Source organism: Micromonospora sp. ATLC20 (assembly GCF_057196585.1).
Genome location: NZ_JBXUOV010000031.1, coordinates 1 through 16598, shown reverse-complemented (window position 1 = coordinate 16598; position 16598 = coordinate 1). Strand labels below are relative to the sequence as shown.

The window sequence follows — 16598 nt, the reverse complement described above, 5'->3', positions numbered from 1 at the left end:
CGGCCCCTACGGCCTGTCGATCTCGTCGAGCGCGGTGTCCGGGTGGTGCAGCTCCCGGTCCGCGGCCGGGTCGGCGGGCATCTGCGTACGGCCGACACCCGGTCGCGGACCGGTCCGCCCGACGGTGATGGTGCGCGGCGCGGGCCGGGTCGCCCGGGGCAGGCGCACCCGGAGCAGGCCGTGGTCCATCACCGCGTCGATCCGGTCCGGGTCCACGCGGGACGGCAGGTCCACGCGGTACTCGAAGCCCCGGGTGGTGAACCCGCCAGGGATGCCGTGGTCGGCGTTCACCTCGGCCTCCGACCGGGCGCGGACGCACAGCTCCCGGTCGTCCAGCTCGACGGCGACCTCCTCCGGCGCCACGCCGGGAAGCCGGACGACCACTTCCCAGCCGTCGGCCGTCTCGGCCAGATCCACGTCCTGGCTGCCGGACCGTCCGCCGACCAGCCGGCTCAGCTCGGAGCGCAGCGACTGGAGCTCGCCCATCGGATCCCAGCCCTGCTGGCGGCCACGCCAGCCCCGTCCGCTGCCCTGTTCCGTCATCGCGCGTCTCCGATCCGCCGTGTCGCCGAGGGGGGTCGCAGCGAGCTGGGCGCGTTCAGATCGTGCTCCGGGTCGACGCCGACACCGAGCCGGTCCACCAGTTCACCGCCGAGCCAGGCGCTGACGCCGAGGATCGCCAGGGCGACCACCTCGATGGCGATCAGCGCGCCGCCGGCCGCGCGGGAGTCGGCGTTGAGCCGGACCGCCCAGACCGCGGCGAACAGCAGGATCACCGCCACGTTGGCGGCGGCGTGGGTGACACCGACCCGCTTGGCGCGGGTGCCGGCCGGCAGGGCGAGCAGGTCGAACGCCCCGGCCGCCGCGGCCAGCAGGCCGCCGATCAGACCGACCGTGATGTTCCAGTACGCGACCTCGGCCAGGAAGCCGGGCCCGCCCACGGTGTCCACCACATCGAAGATCACCGCGGTCACGAAGAGCGCCACCGGGAACATCACGAGCATCGGATGCACGGGATGGCCGAGTACCTTCAGTCGGCTCTCCATCTCGGCCTCCATCCGTCACGTCCGGACGCACGCTGCGAACCGGTCCCTACCCGCCGGTCCCGGGGGCAAACCGGCACTCGACGCGTCTCCTAGGCTGACAGTGGCGGAAACCAGCCCGTCGCGGGCCGGAACCGTCGTGACGATCAACGGACGGGGGAGGAAGACGTGACGACCCGGGAGATCACCAGCGAGGCCGAGCTACGTGAGCTGATCGGCACACCGATGCCGCGGGCGGCCGCCAAGGACCGCCGTACGCTGCACGAACGCGACCGGGAGTGGCTCGCCGCCTCGCCGTTCTGCCTGATCGCCACCGCCGGCGCGGACGGCACCTGCGACGTCTCCCCCAAGGGTGACCCGCCGGGCTTCGCGCTGGTGCTCGACGACACCACGATCGCGATTCCGGAGCGGCCCGGCAACCGGCGGGCCGACGGCTACCGCAACATCCTGGCCAACCCGCACGTCGGGTTGATCTTCCTGATCCCCGGCCGCACCGACACGCTGCGGATCAACGGCCGGGCCCGGCTGATCTCCGAGGCGCCGTGGTTCGCCGACATGGAGGTCAAGGGTCACCGGCCGGTGCTCGCGGTCGAGGTTGCGATCGAGCAGATCTTCTACCACTGCGCGAAGGCGTTCCTGCGCTCCGAGCTGTGGCAGCCGGAGACCTGGCAGCCGGACGTGCTGCCGACGCGGGCCCGGCTGATCAAGGAGGTGGAGGCCCCGGCGGAGAGCCTGGCCGACCTGGAGCGCCACTACGGCCCGGCCTACCTGGAGACGCTCTACCGCTGACCGCTGACCGCTGACCGCGTCGGCGCCGAGCGGTGCGCTTGCGTCAGCGCCGGACGTTGCGCTTGCGTTTGCCCCGGCCGGTGTAGGGGCGGCCGTCTCCGACCGGTGCCGACGCCACCGGGCGCGGCCGGTCGGGGCGCGCCGCGTCGCGGCCTGGCCGGGCGGCGCGGTCATGACCCGCCCGGCCGGCGCGGTCGCCTGGTCGGGCGGCGCGCCGGATGCGGGACAGCGTCAGCACCACGCCGGTGCCCAGGGCGGCCAGCCCGACCGCACCGAGTACGCCCTGCACGCGCCCGCGATGCCCGCTGAGCTGCCCGAAGTCGGTGACGAAGTCGCCCGGGTCCGCCGGGTTGACCCAGATCGGCACCTCGGTGCCCGCCGCCCGGCACACCTCGAAGCAGGCCACCTCCTGCGCGTGCGTCCGGCCGTCGACCACGTAGCTGAAGTACATGGTGCTCGACGAGGAACCCTTGTTACCGCCACTCTCGGTCACCTGGTCGACCACCGTCGCCCGGGCGGGCGTACCCCGCTCGCGCAGCGTCACCGCCCAGTCGTCGAGCGCCGACTGGGTGTGGAACGGCAGCCAGAGCAGGGCGGCACCGGCGACCGCCAGCAGCGCGTACGCGAGACTGAGCCAGAGCGGCCGACGCATGATCACGCCGCCATCGTGACCGGGCGCCGCAACCCCCGCCGAGCTACCCGGCCGGGCTGAAGCGCGCCGGCACGCCGACGTCGGACAGGGCGCGGGCGAGGTGCGGCGCGGTCGTCTTCACGTACGCCGCACCGATGTGCGAGCCACCCCGGTAGATGAGCACGTTGCCGAACACCACCGGGCACCTGTCGGTCGGGCAGACGGCGTCGAACAGGTCGATCATCTTGACCTTCGGCGCGCCGGACACCGCCTGCCGCTGCATCCGGTACGCCGGGTCCTGGTCGTGCCGTTCCCTGTCGAACGCGCACCGGGACAGGCGCTTGCGGTTCTTGTCGGCGCACGTCACCGCCGGGCCGGGGCCGGGGTTGTTGGCGAGCACGACGACCTGCGTGCCCACGGCGTCGAGCTTCTTCCACGCGGACCGGACCCCGGCGACCATCGCCTCGACCGTCGGCTCCTTCGCGTCGCTGTCGAAGGCGCGCGCCGCGCCCTGCGAGGTGACCAGGTAGTCGGGTCGCTCCTCGACCAGTTTGCGCATCAGGGACCGGTTCCAGTCGATGCAGTCGGTGTAGAGCTTGCTCGGGTCGTCCGCCCGGACCGCCGGCGCGCTGGTGAACGGGCACGACGCCTTCGCGGCGATCAGGATCTTCCAGTCGTTCTGCTCGGCCAGCACCTGGAACGCGGGCAGCCACTGGTCCATCTTCGAGTCGCCGACGAGCGCGACGGTGGTGGCCGCGTTCGGGTTGCCGTACGTGCAGGACAGCACCTCGGCGCCGTCGACCTGCTGGAAGCACTTGTCCCGGTTGGTGTCGGGCACGTCCATGAAGCCCTGCCGGATCTGCAGCGGATCCGGTTTGATCACGTCGAACCGCTCCGGGACCGGGCCGATCGGGGCGGTACCGGGCGCTGTCGACAGCAACGCGGCCCCCGGGGCGTACTGGCCCTTGGTGGTGGTCGCGGCGGCGGCCCACGCGCCCATCAGCACCAGGACCATGCCGGCGCAGATGCCGACGAGCGTGAAGTTGCCGCCCAGGCTCAACGCCAGGCGAGGCGACGTGGAGATCTTCCGCGAGTAGCGCAGCGGGTTCTCCACCAGCCGGAACGTGATCCAGGACGGGATCACCGAGGCGAGCGCCACCAGCAGGCCCTCGGTCAGCGACAGGTCACCGAAGTGCGCGGCGGCCACCACGAGCATCGGCCAGTGCCACAGGTACAGCGAGTACGACAGGTCACCGATCCATTGGAACGGACGCGTGCCGAGCACCATCACCGGGCCGCGGGGGCCCGCTGCCGCGCCGGCCGCGATCACCGCCGCCGCACCGAGCGTGGGCAGCGCCGCCGCGTACCCCGGCCATGCGGTCTTCCCGCTGACCAGCAGCGCCGCCGCGACGATCGCGGCGAGGCCGAGCCATCCGAGGACGACAGCGACGGACCGGGGCATCCGGGCGGCGCGGACCGCCAGCAGCGCGATGGCGGCGCCGACCCCGAGTTCCCACAACCGCGTGGTGGAGACGAAGAACGCCCGCTGCGGCGAGTTCGCCGTCTCGACGATCGACCAGACGAACGACGGCACCGCCAGCACCGCGAGACCGACCCACAGGACCGGCCGTACGTTCGCCCGCCGGAGCTTGCGCGCGGCGAGGATGGCCAGCACGATCAGCAGCGGCCAGAGCAGGTAGAACTGCTCCTCCACGGCGAGCGACCAGAAGTGCTGGACCGGCGACGGCGCGACGTCCTCGGCCAGGTAGTCGACTGCGCGGTCGGCGAACCGCCAATTCACGATGTAGGTCGCCGCGGCGGCGATGTCGCCGCCGACGACCTGCCACTCACTCCGGGGTACGAACAGCCGGACCGCGACGGCGGTGGCCGCCAGCACCACGGTGGCGGCGGGCAGGATGCGCTTGGCCCGGCGCGCGTAGAAGCCGACAAGCGAGACCCGGCCGCTGCGCTCGATCTCCGAGATGAGCTGCCCGGTGATGAGGAAGCCGGAGATCACGAAGAAGACGTCGACGCCGACGAAGCCACCGGGGATGAACGGCAGCCCGGCGTGGTAGAGCAGCACCAGCCCCACGGCGACGGCCCGGAGCCCGGCGACGTCGGCCCGGAACCGGCTCGGCGTCGCCTCCCTGCCCGGCTCGCGCGCGGTCGCCGTACCACCCGGCTCCTCGGAGGGTGCACCTTCCCGATCGGCAACCTTCGTCAACGGCGGGGAAGTCATCGCGATCCTCAAACTCTGCGGCTGGGGGCGAGGGAACGATAGCGGCTGGTCACTCGGCGGGACAATCGCGCCGCGTCACCACCTCACCGGCGCGTGGCCTCGAAACCTGATGCGGTTGAATCGGCTGCGTGGCGAAGACCCTGACGATCACCACCCGCAACGCGAGCTTCCAGCAGTGGCAGGCGCTGCTGACCAACCGCACCAAGCGGCAGCGTACGGGGGAGTTCCTGGTCCAGGGGGTACGCCCGATCACCGTGGCCCTGGAGCAGGGCTGGGAGATCCGCGCGCTCCTGTACCCGGACCGGCAGCCGCTGTCCCGCTGGTGCCGTGACCTGCTCGACCGCGCCGACGCCCGGCGGGTCGCGCTCGCGCCGGAGCTGATGCGGGAACTGAGCGGCAAGGACGAGGAGTCGCCCGAGTTGCTCGCAGTGGTGGCGCAGCCCGCCGACGACCTGGCCCGCATCCCGGCCGGGCCGGCGATGCTCGTGGTGGTCTTCGACCGCCCCAAGACCCCTGGCAACATCGGCACGCTGGTCCGCTCCGCCGACGCCTTCGGCGCATCCGGCGTGATCATCACAGGCCACGCCGCCGACCCGTACGACCCGAAGGCGGTCCGGGCCAGCACCGGGTCGCTGTTCGCCGTACCAGTGGTGCGCGTCGCCGGCCACCGCGACGTCCTGGACTGGGTCGCCGCGGTGCGCGCGGACGGACTTCCGCAGGTCCAGATCATCGGTACGGACGAGCACGGGGACGTCGACGTCGCCGAGCACGACCTGACCGGCCCCACTCTCCTGCTCATCGGCAACGAGACGCACGGACTCAGCAAGGGCTGGCAGGAGGCCAGTGACCGGACCGTACGCATCCCGATCGTGGGGGCGGCGAGTTCGCTGAACGCGGCGGCGGCCGGGACGGTGGCGCTGTACGAGGCCGCCCGGCAGCGCGCCGGGCGCCGGTAGCGGGCGCGCCGCCACCGGGGCGCCCGGCGCTCCCCTGTCGGTCGGCGCGCTCCTCTATCCGGACGGGCGAGTGGACGCCCGCTGCGAGGCCGCCTGCCGGTGGGCAGCGCTGCCCTCCCGGTAGAACAGGTAGCCGCCGTGGTGCAGGACGTCGCCGTCGAAGCGGCCATCGGCGGTGAACCCGCTGTCGTCCCAGTAGTCGATGTGCTCGCCGGTCACCTCGTACCGGCCGGTGTAGGCGCTCGCCCGGTCGCCACGCGCCTCGTCGTACCGGCCGTCGGGCAGCAGCTCCTGCCGGATGTAGCCGTCGGCGGTGACCCACATCCCGACGTACGGATGGACGGTCCCGGAGGCCGGGGGCCGCGCCTGCGTCGCGGACGGCGCGGACCGTGGCGCGGGCGGTGTCTCCGTGCCGCAGGCGGTGAGCGCCGCCGTCAGGAAGACGGTGGCGGCCTTGCGGTGGTTGGTGCCGGACATGTCAGCCTCGCTGCCGGGTCGGACGGATGATGATCTCGTTGACGTCCACGTCCGCCGGCTGGCCGACGGCGTACGAGATGGCTCGCGCGACGGCGTCCGGTGAGATCGCGTTCCTGCGGTACTCCCGCATCGCCTCCCGGGCCACCGGGTCGGTGATGGACTCGGCCAGCTCCGACTCGACGACGCCGGGCGTGATCGTGGTGACCCGCAGGCTCGGGTCGGCCTCCAGGCGCAGACCCTCGGTGATCGCCCACGCGGCGAACTTCGTCGCCGAGTACACCGCGGAGGTCGGCACCACCTCGTGCGCGCCGACGGAGGCGACGGTGATCAGGTGGCCGCTGCCCTGCCGCTGGAAGACCGGTAGGACGGCCGCGATGCCGTGCAGCAGACCCCGGACGTTGACGTCGATCATCCGGTCCCACTCGTCCACCAGCAGGGCGTCGAGCCGGGACAACGGCATCAGACCCGCGTTGTTGACGAGCACGTCGACCCGTCCGAACTCAGCCACTGCGCTGCCGACGAACGCCGCGACGTCCTCACGGTCGGCCACGTCGAGCCGCCGTACCCTGATGTTGTCGTGCCGTTGGGCGAGCGCGGCGAGCCGCTCGCGGCGCCGCGCGCCCGCGACCACGGCGTGCCCCTCGGCGGCCAGACGCAGCGCGGTCGCCTCACCGATCCCGCTGCTCGCGCCCGTGACCAGAACGACCTTCTGTGTGGATTCCATGACTCCACGGTGCGGAGTACGGCCTGCTGCAACCAGGGTGCGTCACACCCCGGCTGAGGCTGCTGGCGGCCGGTCGGCCGCGGTTATGTTGGGGTGGTGGACGGCAGCAATCCGCTCGGCGAGTTCCTGCGTGCCCGGCGTGAGACGACCAGTCCGGCGGAGGCCGGCATCGTCTCCTCGGGCCGGCGCCGCACGCCGGGTCTGCGGCGCGAGGAGGTCGCCCAGCTGTCCGGGGTCAGCACCGACTACTACGCGCGCCTGGAGCAGGGGCGGGAACAGCATCCGTCGGAACAGATGCTGAACGCCCTGGCCCGCACCCTCGGGCTCGACGCCGAGGAGGTGGCGCATCTGCACCTGCTGGCCAGGAGCGGCCGCAGGCCTGTCCGGCGGGGTACGCGGGAGACCGTCCGGCCGAGCCTGCTGCGCCTGATGGACGGCTGGCTGCACACACCCGCGCTGATCATCGACCGCAGGACGGACGTGCTTGCTGCCAACCGGCTCGGACGCGCCCTGTTCGCCAAGCTGTTCGAGGCCGACGAGCCCAACCTCGTCCGGTTCGTCTTCCTCGACCCGGCGGCCCGCTCCTTCTATCCCCACTGGGACCGGGTCGCGCGGTCCAGCCTGGGCGCGTTGCGGGCCGCCGCAGCCGACATGCTCGACGACGCGCGGCTCACCGAACTGGTCGGCGAACTCTCGCTGAAAAGCCCGGAGTTCCGCCGGCTGTGGGCCCGTCACGACGTACGGGGAAAGACGCACGAGGCGAAGCTGTTCCACCATCACGACGTCGGCGAGCTGACCCTCACGTACGACTCGCTCACCGTCGCCGGTGCGACGGGCCAGCAACTGGTCGTCTACCAGGCCGAGCCGGGCAGTCGTTCGGCGCAGGCCCTGGCGCTGCTGGGGACGGTGGCCGCCGAACTGCCCGCTCCGGGCAGAACGGCCCGTACGGCCTCGTAACGGCCTCTACAGCCGACGTGCCACCGGTGATCCCGACTGTTCTCCTGATGGGATTTCCCAGCGGCGCGAGGACGATCATCCGATGCGACAGGAGCATCCGCGGCACGTACCCGATCGCGCCGACCCGGGCAGATGGGCGGTCGCCCGCTGGCGGCGCGCCCTTGCGATTCTCGCGCCGCTGGTCGCCGCGGTGCTCGGCGCCGCGATGGCCACGCAGTGGGAGGTCGGCGGCGGCCGAGCCGTCAGCTCTCTCCCCGCTCCGGCGCGATGGATGGCCGATAACCTGCCGTTGTTCGACGCTGGGGAGCCGGCGTGGATCTGGCGTGGGCCCTTCTTCGTGTCGGTGCTGCTGACGCTGCCGCTCGTCTGGACGGTGACCGGCCACGCCACCGCGACGCCTCGACGCCTCACGCGGTACGGGCTCCTCACCGCGGCCATCGCGATCGGCCTGGAATACAACAGCCCCGGGTACGGGTGGATTTTCGACCTCGTGGCCCTGCTGACGGCGCTGGTGGGCACCGTCTGGTGTGGCCTGCAAGGGCTGCGATGCGGTGTGCTGCCACGCCGCGTCGCGTGGGCGCTCGTCGCGGCACTGCCGTTGACGCCACCGGCCGGTTTCCTCACGTTCTGGTACCTGCCGCCCGGTCTGACCATGGGCATACTGCTGGCCTGGGCGGCTGCCGCCGTCTGGTCCGACTCCCCCACACCATCACCTGGACTTGTACGTGGCTCTGTTCGGTGACGACCTGGACGCGGTCGCCCACCCGGCTGGACGAGGCGGTCGCAACGCGGGATGCGGATTGGATGCGGGCCGCTCACGGCGACCAGCGGCAGCAGAGCCTCGCGCTTCGCGTCCTCCAGGAACCCGATGCTCCGAGCAGTGCCGAGGCGGACCTCGCGGCCACCCGCATCGACCTGGTGAAGGCTTGGCAGCGCCTGTCACCCGCCGATCAGGAAGTGCCGACGCTGACCGCGTTCGAAGACCTCACCGGGCCGCAGGCAGCACACGTACTGGGCATTTCCCGGCCGTGTTCAGTCTGCGCCTGCTGCGCGCCTGCCGCCGCCTGCGTCAGCATCTCGGTCAGCGGCCGAACAGCGAACTCACAAACGTCCCTGCAACGGCCGGCCCCTCACGACGCGGAGGCTCCGCATGACCGACGACGATGTCCTCGACCAGACAATCCGCGCTGCCGCGGTCCCGGTTCCCGCACGCGTCGCGCAGGAACCCGCGCGAGAATTGCTCGAGCGGATCGTCGCCACTGATCGGCGACCACGCCCGGCACCAGCGCGCACACCGCACCGTCGGCCTCGCCTGGTGATCGCCGGTGCGGCCGGAGCGCTCGCCGCCGCTGTCGCCTTCAGCCTGACACTTGTCAACGCTGGTCCCGTGTTTGCGTCGTGGACGCCCGAGCCGAGTCCGATCTCGGATACCGAGGCACGCGACCTCGTCAGCAAATGCCTGCCTGCCCAGGACGCGAGCGTCGCAAGGGTGGTCATCGGTGAAAAACGCGGCGAGTACGCATACGTGAACGCCGTGTCGCCGGCCGGAAGCCAGACATGCTTCCGCGATCGCAACGGAGACGTGACGAATACCAGCATCCTTACCGTTCTGACCAGCACCGAGCGGCTCGGCGCCGGGGGTGTCGAGATGTACTCGTGGGGTCAACTACGCACCGACGAAGGCTACGTCCGGATCATGGCGGGACACGTCGGCTCACAGGTGACGCGTGTGGAGATCAACTTGCGGACCAAGGATGGCGATTCGTCACGGACGGCGCGGGCAACCCTTCGCGACGGTTACTTCGGCGCCTGCTACCCCGAAGGCCCCGACGAGTCGAGCAGCAACACCACCACACTGACCGTCCGCCTCGCAGACGGCAGCGCGGTGAACCTGTCCGCCCGCGAACTGTACGAACAACCGAAGCTGGACTGAGAGAGCGGTTCGGCAGGCCCCGCCCGCCGGGATGCCGGCTGGCGGCATGTCCTCGCACCGTCGCCGGCCCGACCTGTGCGGGTAGGCCCGGGACCTGCCTGTCGTACCCCGTGGCGACCACCCGACGTACCACGTACTGGCCGCTTTGCTATCGATCAGCGGCGTCACGGCCGGATAGATGGCCTCGTGCGCCTGGCGCAATGCCTCAACATCCCCGGAGTTCACGGCCTCGATCCATGCCACGAAAATCGGTCGCAGTGGTTGGAATGCAGGCTCTGGCCGAAAGCGCGGATCCAGGGGAAGCCGAGCTCTCGCTCATCGACCTCACCGACGCCTCAAGAAACGGCGAAGCCCAGGCCGATGACCTGGGCTTCTGTACCGAGCCGCCTGACGGAATCGAACCGTCGACCTACGCATTACGAGTCGGTCCCCCGGTGCTGGTCCGCCGCTTGGTCCTCCTCCTCGGCCTAGTGCTGGAGTCCGCGATTGTCCGCTGTCGTTCGCTGGGTTGGCTGCTCGATGTGACCGTCTGATCGGCGTCGGGCCGGCGGATCGCTTACCGCAGCCGGACCGTTCGGGTCAGCTGGCGGCGCCGCGAGCGAGGCCAACCCGCCAACCGGGTACGGTGAAGCTGTCGGCGATGACCGTGACCGTGACCCGTTGCCCGGTCCGGGCAGGCACCTTGAACCTGGGCGGCAGGTCGTATTCAACGGCCAACGCGCCACCCGTCGAGCACTCGCCGCTCCAGTCGTAGAACGCTCGCCGCTCAACCTCCTTTCCGTCGACCAGTACGCGGATCCGGCCGGGCGCCACGGCGCAGATGAAGATGTCGAGCTGCAACGGCATGGCCAAGTCGAGCTGGTGGGATCCGTTCGGAGATGCAAGGGCGCGGGCGTCGAGCTCACCGAGTTGATCAGGGAATGGCTGAGCCGGATTGCCAGTCACCAACTCCCCTGCCGTGTCCAGATCGACCAACTCCGCGGGCCGAGGCGGTATCGGGAATTGCTCGAACGGCACCGGCGTGTAGACACCGACCGCCATCGTGCCGGTGAGGCGGCTCGGGTCACCCGGCCGCGCGTCCCTGTTGTCGGCGACCAGCGGCTTGCCGATCTTGACGGTGACCGTCACCGGTTTTCCCGCCCGAACGCCAAGATCGCTCCACTGTTCATAATGCCCGTTCATCCCGGCGCCGACCAGCACTGTGCCGGGCTGCGGCGACGAGCTGCAGTCACCGGTGCCGATCACGGCCTTGCTGACCGTGACCTGAATCAGGTGGTCGGATCGGCCCGGCGCCGAGCCCGCGCCCAGTCGATCGTCGCATCGGATGCCCAGCTGGAAGTCTGCCGTCTGCGGGGTGAAGGTGAAGGTGATGCTTGACTGCCGTGGCAGCGTCATCTCGCGCGCCAGGATCCGGCGATATCCGCGGAGATACTCGGGCAGCAGTTCGTCGGCCGGTGGAGGCACCGGGCTGGCCGTGGCCGTTGGAGCCGGGGCGGCCGAGGTGATGCTGGCCATGGGCGACGGCGTCGAGTCGGCGGGTTGACGTGTGACCAGGCCGACCGACGTCCCGGTGGTCACCAGCAGTACGGCGGCGACGACGCCCGCGGCGCGGACCCGTCGCTGCCGGGCAATGCGACGGTGCAGCATGCCCACACGGTCCACGCCGGTCGGAATTTCAGCGCTCTGCGTCGTCAGGAGACGGCGCAGGCGCTCCTCTTCGACGGTCAAGGGAGGAGCTCCTTCTGGTCTGGGCTGTCGACTAGCGCGGGATGCGTGCGGAGCTTCGCCAAACCCTTGCTGGCCTGGCTCTTGACGGTGCCTACGCTGATACCGAGCGTCTCGGCGATTTGGGCCTCGGTGAGGTCCTCGAAGTACCGCAGCACGATGACTGCCCGCTGCCGTCGCGGGAGCTCGGCGAGCATCCGCCACAACGCATCTCGTTCGACGTATTCCGTCACTCGGTCGGCTGCTTCGATGCGTTCGGGCAGCGCCTGCGGGATCTCGCCGGTCCAGCGGCGACGGCGCCAGGAGACGTAGGTGTTGACGATGGTCCGGCGGATGTACGCCTCGGCATCGCCGTGCACCCGATGCCACGCGAACCAGGCCTTCACCAGAGCCGTCTGCAGCAAGTCCTCGGCCGCCGCCCAGTCGCAGGTCAGCAGGTAGGCGACCCGCAGCAATCGGGGCGATCGGTCGACCACGAATTGGTCGTATTCGGTTCGGTCGGCCAACCGTCCTCCTCCGTCGGGCCTGCCCCTCATCTACGCCTTGACTCGATGCGACGGTTGCCCCGGCGTCAACGCCCAGGTCATCACCGACTCAGCAGCCGGCTTGCGTGGATCTCACCCGCAGCGCCCGCCCAGCATCCTGCGTCGGACATGACCCCCGGCGGGGGATGCGGACTCGAACTCTTGACGGCTACCGAACCGTGCTGACTGGCATCGGCAAGCAGCTGAAGGCCAGCGCCTCTTGATGCTCCTGGTCATCCCTGCTCAGGCTTCGTGCTGCCTTCTTGCTGCCTCGCCGCTGCGGACGTCTCGCCGTGCTGCGCCAGCATGCTCACGACCGGCATTGATCGCCCAAGCTGGGGCATCACGGCCAGCACAACCAATGCTTCACCAGGCCCAAGGCGGCGGAACGGTTCGACGCTGACAGCTGGGCTGATCCGGCTCTGGTCTTCGCGACAGCCGTTGGCACGCCCATCCATCCGCGCAACGACCACCGGTCGTTCCGGGAGATCATCCGGCGGGCGGGCCTACGTCACCCTCAACATCTACGCCCACGTGGCTCCGGAGATCGCACGGGAAGCGGCTTCGCGGCTGGAGGGGGCGCTGTGGGCGGGTGAATAGGTTGGCTGCTCGCTTGGCTGCTCGGCCCTGCGACGGTAGGCAAAAGGCCCAGGTCATGATCGGCGATCAAGCCGGTGACCTGGGCCTTTCCATGGAGCCGCCTGACGGAATCGAACCGTCGACCTACGCATTACGAGTGCGTCGCTCTAGCCGACTGAGCTAAGGCGGCAACGATCGTCAAGTGTACGGCACGCCCCGCCGGAAGCCGAACCGGATCCCCCCACCCCCGAACCCGGACACCGGGCCACATCCGCCCCGCTACGGGAGAGACTTCGCGCCCGGTCCGGACTACCCTGCGGCGGGTGACCGACGAACCGCCGCGACCACCGGCTCCCGAGGCGCATCCCGGCGAGCGGGCCACCCGCCGCCCCCGCAGCATCGACCCCCGGGAGCTGGGTTTCACCCCGCGCCGGCCGGTGCCGTGGCTCGCGCCACTGCTGCTGATCAGCACCGGCCTACGGACGTTGCTGGCCATGCTGTTCGGGGCGTACCTGGACAAGCGCGAGTTGCAGAACGCGTTCGGCGACGGCACGTTCCGGCAGGTCGGGCCGGACGGCGGGCTCTGGCTGGACTACGTGGCCGACCTGGGTGACGGCTTCGACGCCACGTACTCGGTGGCGTACCTGCTCGCCCAACCCGAGCTGACAGTGGACGGGCATCGCCTTCCCCGCGCGCAGACGCTGGTGATGGGCGGCGACCAGGTCTACCCGGCGGCGGGCTACGAGGCGTACGAGGACCGCTGCAAGGGCCCGTACCAGTCTGCGCTGCCTGTTGCCCCGCCGGAGCAGCCGACCCTGTTCGCGGTGCCGGGCAACCACGACTGGTACGACGGGCTGACCGCGTTCCTGCGCCTGTTCGTGCGTACCCGGGACCGGCACTTCGGCGGCTGGGGCACCGGCCAGTCGCGCTCCTACTTCGCCGTCGAGCTGCCGGCCGGCTGGTGGCTGCTCGGCCTCGACGACCAGTCCGGCTCGTACCTGGACGACCCGCAGCTCACCTACTTCGACGAGGTGGCCCGCAAGCTCACCCCGGAGTCCAAGGTGATCCTGGCGGTGCCGGCGCCGACCTGGGTCAAGGCCGTCGACCACCCCAACGCGTACGACTCGATCGACTACTTCATCCGTACCCTCGTCGCGCCCACCGGCGCGCAGGTGCGGGTGCTGATCTCCGGCGACCTGCACCACTACGCCCGCTACGCCGGGACGGACCGGCAGCTCATCACGTGCGGCGGTGGCGGCGCCTACCTCTACCCCACGCACCGGCTGCCGGAGAAGCTGGAGGTGCCGCCGCGTGACACGCTGACCCGCCGGGCCAGCAACACCCAGGAGTACGACCTTGCCGCACGCTACCCGGACAAGGCGCGCTCCCGCCGGTACGGCTGGGGGATCTTCGCCCGGCTGCCGTTCCGTAACCCGGGCTTCACCACGCTGCTCGGAACCCTGCACACGCTGCTGATGCTGGCGATGGCCGGGGTGGCGGTGCAGCGGGTGGGCACCACCGAGCAGCGGCTGTTCAGCGTGCCGCTGGCGATCATGCTGGTGGTGGCGATGATGGGCGCGGTGTTCTTCGCCAAGCCGCCCACGGCGGGAGGGAAACGGCACGCCCGGCACTGGATCCTCGGGGTGGCGCACGGGCTGGCCCAGATAGCCCTCGCCGCCGGCGGCACGTGGGTCTGGTTGCAGCTGCCGTTCTACGACTGGCCGTGGCCGCTGCCGGCGGTCGCCGCGGTGGTGCTCTACGGCCCGGTGAGCGGGCTGGTCGCCAGCCAGCTCGTCGCGCTCTACCTGCTGGTGGCTGGAGCGTTCGGGGTGAACCTGAACGAGCTGTTCGCGGGGCAGGGCATCGAGGACTCGAAGGCGTTCCTGCGCCTCCGGATCGACAGGGACGGCACGCTGACGATCTACCCGATCGCCGTCGACAAGGTGTCCCACGACTGGCAGTTGAACCCCGACCAGTCCCCCACCGCCTCCTGGCTGACCCCGAAGACCCCCCTGACCCCCCGCCTGGCCGAGCCCCCCATCGTCATCCGCTGACCCCACCCGGCCGACTCACCCCGTTGACCATGAAGTTGGCGGCGAAGTCGATCACTGGTTCGACCGCCAACTTCATGATCGACGGGAACGACCCGAGGGAGAGGGGGCGGGGAAGGCGCAGGGTCAGGGCTGGGGGTAGTGCTGGTCGTGGGCCTGCCTGGGGCCGCACACCGACGCCCGGGAGCACATCGAGCGGGAGCCGTCCGCGTCCAGCCGGACCGTCACCGCGTCGCGCGGGACACTGTGGCCGACCACCTTGCCCTCGCCCTGCGGCGTGGACACCCGGCTGCCGACCGCCGGGGCCGACTCCTGGAACTTCTGGTACAGCGGGTGCTCGTACTTCAGGCAGCACATCAGCCGCCCGCACGCCCCGGAGATGCGCAACGGGTTGAGCGGCAGGTCCTGGTCCTTCGCCATCCGGATGGTCACCGGCTCGAAGTCGGTCAGGAACGTGGCGCAGCACAGGTCACGACCGCACGAACCGATGCCGCTCTGCACCCGCGCGGAGTCGCGGGCGGAGAGCTGCCGCAGCTCGACCCGGCAGTGCAGCGTGGCGCCCAGGTCGCGGACCAGCGAGCGGAAGTCGACGCGGTGCGGCGCGGTGAAGTAGATGGTGGTGCGGTCACTGCCGTTCTCCGGCGTGGCAAGGACGTGGTCGACGGCGACCACCTTCATCGGCAGGCCGTGTTCGCGGATCAGCCGCTTGGCGGCGACCTTCGCCTCTGCCTTGCGCCGGCGCAGCATCTCGTCGCGGCGCAGGTCGTCGTCGCCGGCGATCCCGGCCAGTTTCGGGAAGCTGTCGGTGTCCTCGCTGACCCACTGCGCGGCCCACACGCACTCGGCCACCTCGGGCCCCTCGTCGGTAGGCACCAGCACCCGGTCGCCCACCTGCGGGCGCAGCTCGCCCGGGTCGAGGTAGTAGAGGCGCCCGTACCGGTTGAAGCTGACCGCGCAGAGCATGCCCATACGCCACACCCTACGCGGATCGACGACCGCCGCACGGCGCACCTGTCGCCGCCCGGTCACCCACCGCAGCGATCATCGACGTCGACCCGGCCGAACCGGCCCCATCGCCTCGCCCGGACGGCTGAATCTCCGTGGGGCCCCTGACAAACACCGCCCGGACGCGTTGAGTGAAGGCATACCTGCGGGGGGTGCAGGAAGGCCACGGCGTCGCCGCCGTCACCCGGCCACGGCCGGATCGGCGCGCGACGCCGTGGGCCGTCAATAGCCGATCCGGGTGGTGCCGCCGTAGCGCGGGGCGGTGGTGGCGCGGTCCCGCCACTGTGTCTCGGCCAGGCTCGGCCCCCATTGGCGCAGCAGCGTCTCGGCGCCGTCGTAGGCCACCCCGAGCACACCCAGCACCCTCGTCGCGATCTCGGCGGCGGCCGACGCCCCGGCCCGTCCGGCCTCGGCGCCGGGCCTCGTCGCCGCGTGCACCGCGACCGCCTCGGCCGAGCCCAGCACCTCGGCCAGCGCCCGGGCCAGCGCGGCCCGGCTGCCCTCCACCCAGCCGGCCAGCGCGTCGGCGTAGCCCGCCGTCGACTCCAGCCGCCCGACCAGGCTGTCCGGACCCTCGTCCAGGTGCCGCAGCAGGGCGGCACGTGCCTCGTCGTACGCCGACGCGGCGGCACCGGACCAGGCGACCTGGTCGGCCAGCAGTGCGCAGGTGTCGTCGTACCCCCGGACGAGCCGGCGCACGGCGTGGCCGGCACCGGTCAGCGGCGCGGGATGCAGGTCGAGGAACTCGCGCACGGCCGCGCCGGGAAGCACCTGCATGCGGCGCAGCAGCGGCCAGAGCCGGTGCCCCTCGGGCGCGCCGGCGGCCAGCAGCGTGTCGACGCGGACGAGCAGGTCGAGCCCCGGCTCGGCGAGGCGGTCGAGCGCGTCCATCAGGCCTCCCGGGCCAGCCGCCGGGCGACCGCGTCGTCGGCGGCGGCGTAGCGGTCGGCGGGGCTGGGCAGCGG

General features: G+C 71.2%; 17 protein-coding genes and 1 tRNA gene. 7 read left to right on the top strand and 11 right to left on the bottom strand.

Annotated features, from left to right (window positions below; translation table 11 throughout):
* Positions 1-6: 6 nt before the first annotated feature.
* Together AC2CHG_RS09905 and AC2CHG_RS09900 are read right to left on the bottom strand one after the other, a co-directional pair.
* On the bottom strand, positions 7-543 hold the full coding sequence (locus AC2CHG_RS09905; RefSeq protein ID WP_484524596.1) for an Hsp20/alpha crystallin family protein: 537 nt from the start codon (positions 541-543) through the stop codon (positions 7-9).
* Positions 540-1046, bottom strand: a complete 507-nt coding sequence (locus AC2CHG_RS09900) for a DUF2231 domain-containing protein (RefSeq protein ID WP_262015365.1) — start codon at positions 1044-1046, stop codon at positions 540-542. The genes AC2CHG_RS09905 and AC2CHG_RS09900 overlap by 4 nt, the downstream gene beginning before the upstream one ends.
* Positions 1047-1211: 165 nt before the next feature.
* On the opposite strand from AC2CHG_RS09900, the gene AC2CHG_RS09895 reads away from it, so the two are divergent.
* Positions 1212-1832 (top strand): pyridoxamine 5'-phosphate oxidase family protein, encoded by a 621-nt coding sequence (locus tag AC2CHG_RS09895; protein ID WP_366618372.1) that lies wholly within the window; start codon positions 1212-1214, stop codon positions 1830-1832.
* A gap of 43 nt (positions 1833-1875) precedes the next feature.
* On the opposite strand, the gene AC2CHG_RS09890 is transcribed toward AC2CHG_RS09895, so the two are convergent.
* Both AC2CHG_RS09890 and AC2CHG_RS09885 read right to left on the bottom strand, forming a co-directional pair.
* Positions 1876-2484, bottom strand: coding sequence for a DUF3592 domain-containing protein (locus AC2CHG_RS09890; protein ID WP_262015406.1), 609 nt, complete (start codon positions 2482-2484; stop codon positions 1876-1878).
* A gap of 43 nt (positions 2485-2527) precedes the next feature.
* Positions 2528-4702 carry an acyltransferase family protein gene (locus AC2CHG_RS09885; protein ID WP_484524595.1) on the bottom strand — a complete coding sequence of 725 codons (2175 nt, stop codon included), beginning with the start codon at positions 4700-4702 and terminating at the stop codon, positions 2528-2530.
* 128 nt (positions 4703-4830) lie between these two features.
* Here AC2CHG_RS09885 and AC2CHG_RS09880 point away from each other — a divergent pair, with 128 nt between their 5' ends.
* Complete coding sequence (locus AC2CHG_RS09880; RefSeq protein WP_484524594.1) at positions 4831-5658, top strand: TrmH family RNA methyltransferase; 828 nt, start codon at positions 4831-4833, stop codon at positions 5656-5658.
* Between the two features lie 54 nt (positions 5659-5712).
* Here the strand turns inward: AC2CHG_RS09880 and AC2CHG_RS09875 are convergent, their stop codons facing one another.
* Together AC2CHG_RS09875 and AC2CHG_RS09870 are read right to left on the bottom strand one after the other, a co-directional pair.
* Positions 5713-6135 (bottom strand): Atu4866 domain-containing protein, encoded by a 423-nt coding sequence (locus AC2CHG_RS09875; protein WP_262015361.1) that lies wholly within the window; start codon positions 6133-6135, stop codon positions 5713-5715.
* A 1-nt stretch (position 6136) separates the two neighbouring features.
* Positions 6137-6859, bottom strand: a complete 723-nt coding sequence (locus AC2CHG_RS09870; RefSeq protein ID WP_366618378.1) for an SDR family oxidoreductase — start codon at positions 6857-6859, stop codon at positions 6137-6139.
* Between the two features lie 96 nt (positions 6860-6955).
* Here AC2CHG_RS09870 and AC2CHG_RS09865 point away from each other — a divergent pair, with 96 nt between their 5' ends.
* The 4 genes from AC2CHG_RS09865 to AC2CHG_RS09850 all read left to right on the top strand — a co-directional run bounded on the left by AC2CHG_RS09865 (position 6956) and on the right by AC2CHG_RS09850 (position 10282).
* Complete coding sequence (locus AC2CHG_RS09865; protein WP_366618380.1) at positions 6956-7816, top strand: helix-turn-helix transcriptional regulator; 861 nt, start codon at positions 6956-6958, stop codon at positions 7814-7816.
* Positions 7817-7898: 82 nt separating this feature from the next.
* Positions 7899-8558 carry a hypothetical protein gene (locus tag AC2CHG_RS09860; RefSeq protein WP_484524593.1) on the top strand — a complete coding sequence of 220 codons (660 nt, stop codon included), beginning with the start codon at positions 7899-7901 and terminating at the stop codon, positions 8556-8558.
* 408 nt (positions 8559-8966) lie between these two features.
* Positions 8967-9749, top strand: coding sequence for a hypothetical protein (locus tag AC2CHG_RS09855; protein ID WP_366618384.1), 783 nt, complete (start codon positions 8967-8969; stop codon positions 9747-9749).
* Between the two features lie 266 nt (positions 9750-10015).
* Positions 10016-10282 carry a hypothetical protein gene (locus tag AC2CHG_RS09850; protein WP_366618386.1) on the top strand — a complete coding sequence of 89 codons (267 nt, stop codon included), beginning with the start codon at positions 10016-10018 and terminating at the stop codon, positions 10280-10282.
* Positions 10283-10328: 46 nt separating this feature from the next.
* Here the strand turns inward: AC2CHG_RS09850 and AC2CHG_RS09845 are convergent, their stop codons facing one another.
* From AC2CHG_RS09845 to AC2CHG_RS09835, 3 genes are all read right to left on the bottom strand, one after another.
* Entirely contained in the window at positions 10329-11477 is a 1149-nt protein-coding gene (locus tag AC2CHG_RS09845) for a hypothetical protein (protein WP_366618388.1), read from the bottom strand.
* Positions 11474-11980, bottom strand: coding sequence for a SigE family RNA polymerase sigma factor (locus tag AC2CHG_RS09840; RefSeq protein WP_274477211.1), 507 nt, complete (start codon positions 11978-11980; stop codon positions 11474-11476). Before AC2CHG_RS09840 ends, AC2CHG_RS09845 begins: the two co-directional genes overlap by 4 nt.
* A 710-nt stretch (positions 11981-12690) precedes the next feature.
* A tRNA-Thr gene (locus tag AC2CHG_RS09835) sits at positions 12691-12767 on the bottom strand.
* Positions 12768-12900: 133 nt separating this feature from the next.
* Between AC2CHG_RS09835 and AC2CHG_RS09830 the strand changes: the two genes are divergently transcribed.
* Positions 12901-14631 (top strand): metallophosphoesterase family protein, encoded by a 1731-nt coding sequence (locus AC2CHG_RS09830; protein WP_436971606.1) that lies wholly within the window; start codon positions 12901-12903, stop codon positions 14629-14631.
* A gap of 123 nt (positions 14632-14754) precedes the next feature.
* Here the strand turns inward: AC2CHG_RS09830 and AC2CHG_RS09825 are convergent, their stop codons facing one another.
* Both AC2CHG_RS09825 and AC2CHG_RS09820 read right to left on the bottom strand, forming a co-directional pair.
* Complete coding sequence (locus AC2CHG_RS09825; RefSeq protein WP_484524592.1) at positions 14755-15597, bottom strand: PSP1 domain-containing protein; 843 nt, start codon at positions 15595-15597, stop codon at positions 14755-14757.
* A 258-nt stretch (positions 15598-15855) separates the two neighbouring features.
* A complete protein-coding gene (locus AC2CHG_RS09820) occupies positions 15856-16524 on the bottom strand; it encodes a hypothetical protein (protein ID WP_366618391.1) in 669 nt (222 codons plus the stop codon).
* Between the last annotated feature and the right edge of the window lie 74 nt (positions 16525-16598).

What these genes read in the sequence shown, in the direction of transcription:
- AC2CHG_RS09850 (WP_366618386.1), top strand. Translation starts at nt 10,016, where the DNA reads ATGCAGGCTCTGGCCGAAAGCGCGGATCCAGGGGAAGCCGAGCTCTCG.
- AC2CHG_RS09825 (WP_484524592.1), bottom strand. Translation starts at nt 15,597, where the DNA reads ATGGGCATGCTCTGCGCGGTCAGCTTCAACCGGTACGGGCGCCTCTAC.
- AC2CHG_RS09860 (WP_484524593.1), top strand. Translation starts at nt 7,899, where the DNA reads ATGCGACAGGAGCATCCGCGGCACGTACCCGATCGCGCCGACCCGGGC.
- AC2CHG_RS09890 (WP_262015406.1), bottom strand. Translation starts at nt 2,484, where the DNA reads ATGCGTCGGCCGCTCTGGCTCAGTCTCGCGTACGCGCTGCTGGCGGTC.
- AC2CHG_RS09900 (WP_262015365.1), bottom strand. Translation starts at nt 1,046, where the DNA reads ATGGAGAGCCGACTGAAGGTACTCGGCCATCCCGTGCATCCGATGCTC.
- AC2CHG_RS09885 (WP_484524595.1), bottom strand. Translation starts at nt 4,702, where the DNA reads ATGACTTCCCCGCCGTTGACGAAGGTTGCCGATCGGGAAGGTGCACCC.
- AC2CHG_RS09905 (WP_484524596.1), bottom strand. Translation starts at nt 543, where the DNA reads ATGACGGAACAGGGCAGCGGACGGGGCTGGCGTGGCCGCCAGCAGGGC.
- AC2CHG_RS09820 (WP_366618391.1), bottom strand. Translation starts at nt 16,524, where the DNA reads ATGGACGCGCTCGACCGCCTCGCCGAGCCGGGGCTCGACCTGCTCGTC.
- AC2CHG_RS09875 (WP_262015361.1), bottom strand. Translation starts at nt 6,135, where the DNA reads ATGTCCGGCACCAACCACCGCAAGGCCGCCACCGTCTTCCTGACGGCG.
- AC2CHG_RS09870 (WP_366618378.1), bottom strand. Translation starts at nt 6,859, where the DNA reads ATGGAATCCACACAGAAGGTCGTTCTGGTCACGGGCGCGAGCAGCGGG.
- AC2CHG_RS09855 (WP_366618384.1), top strand. Translation starts at nt 8,967, where the DNA reads ATGACCGACGACGATGTCCTCGACCAGACAATCCGCGCTGCCGCGGTC.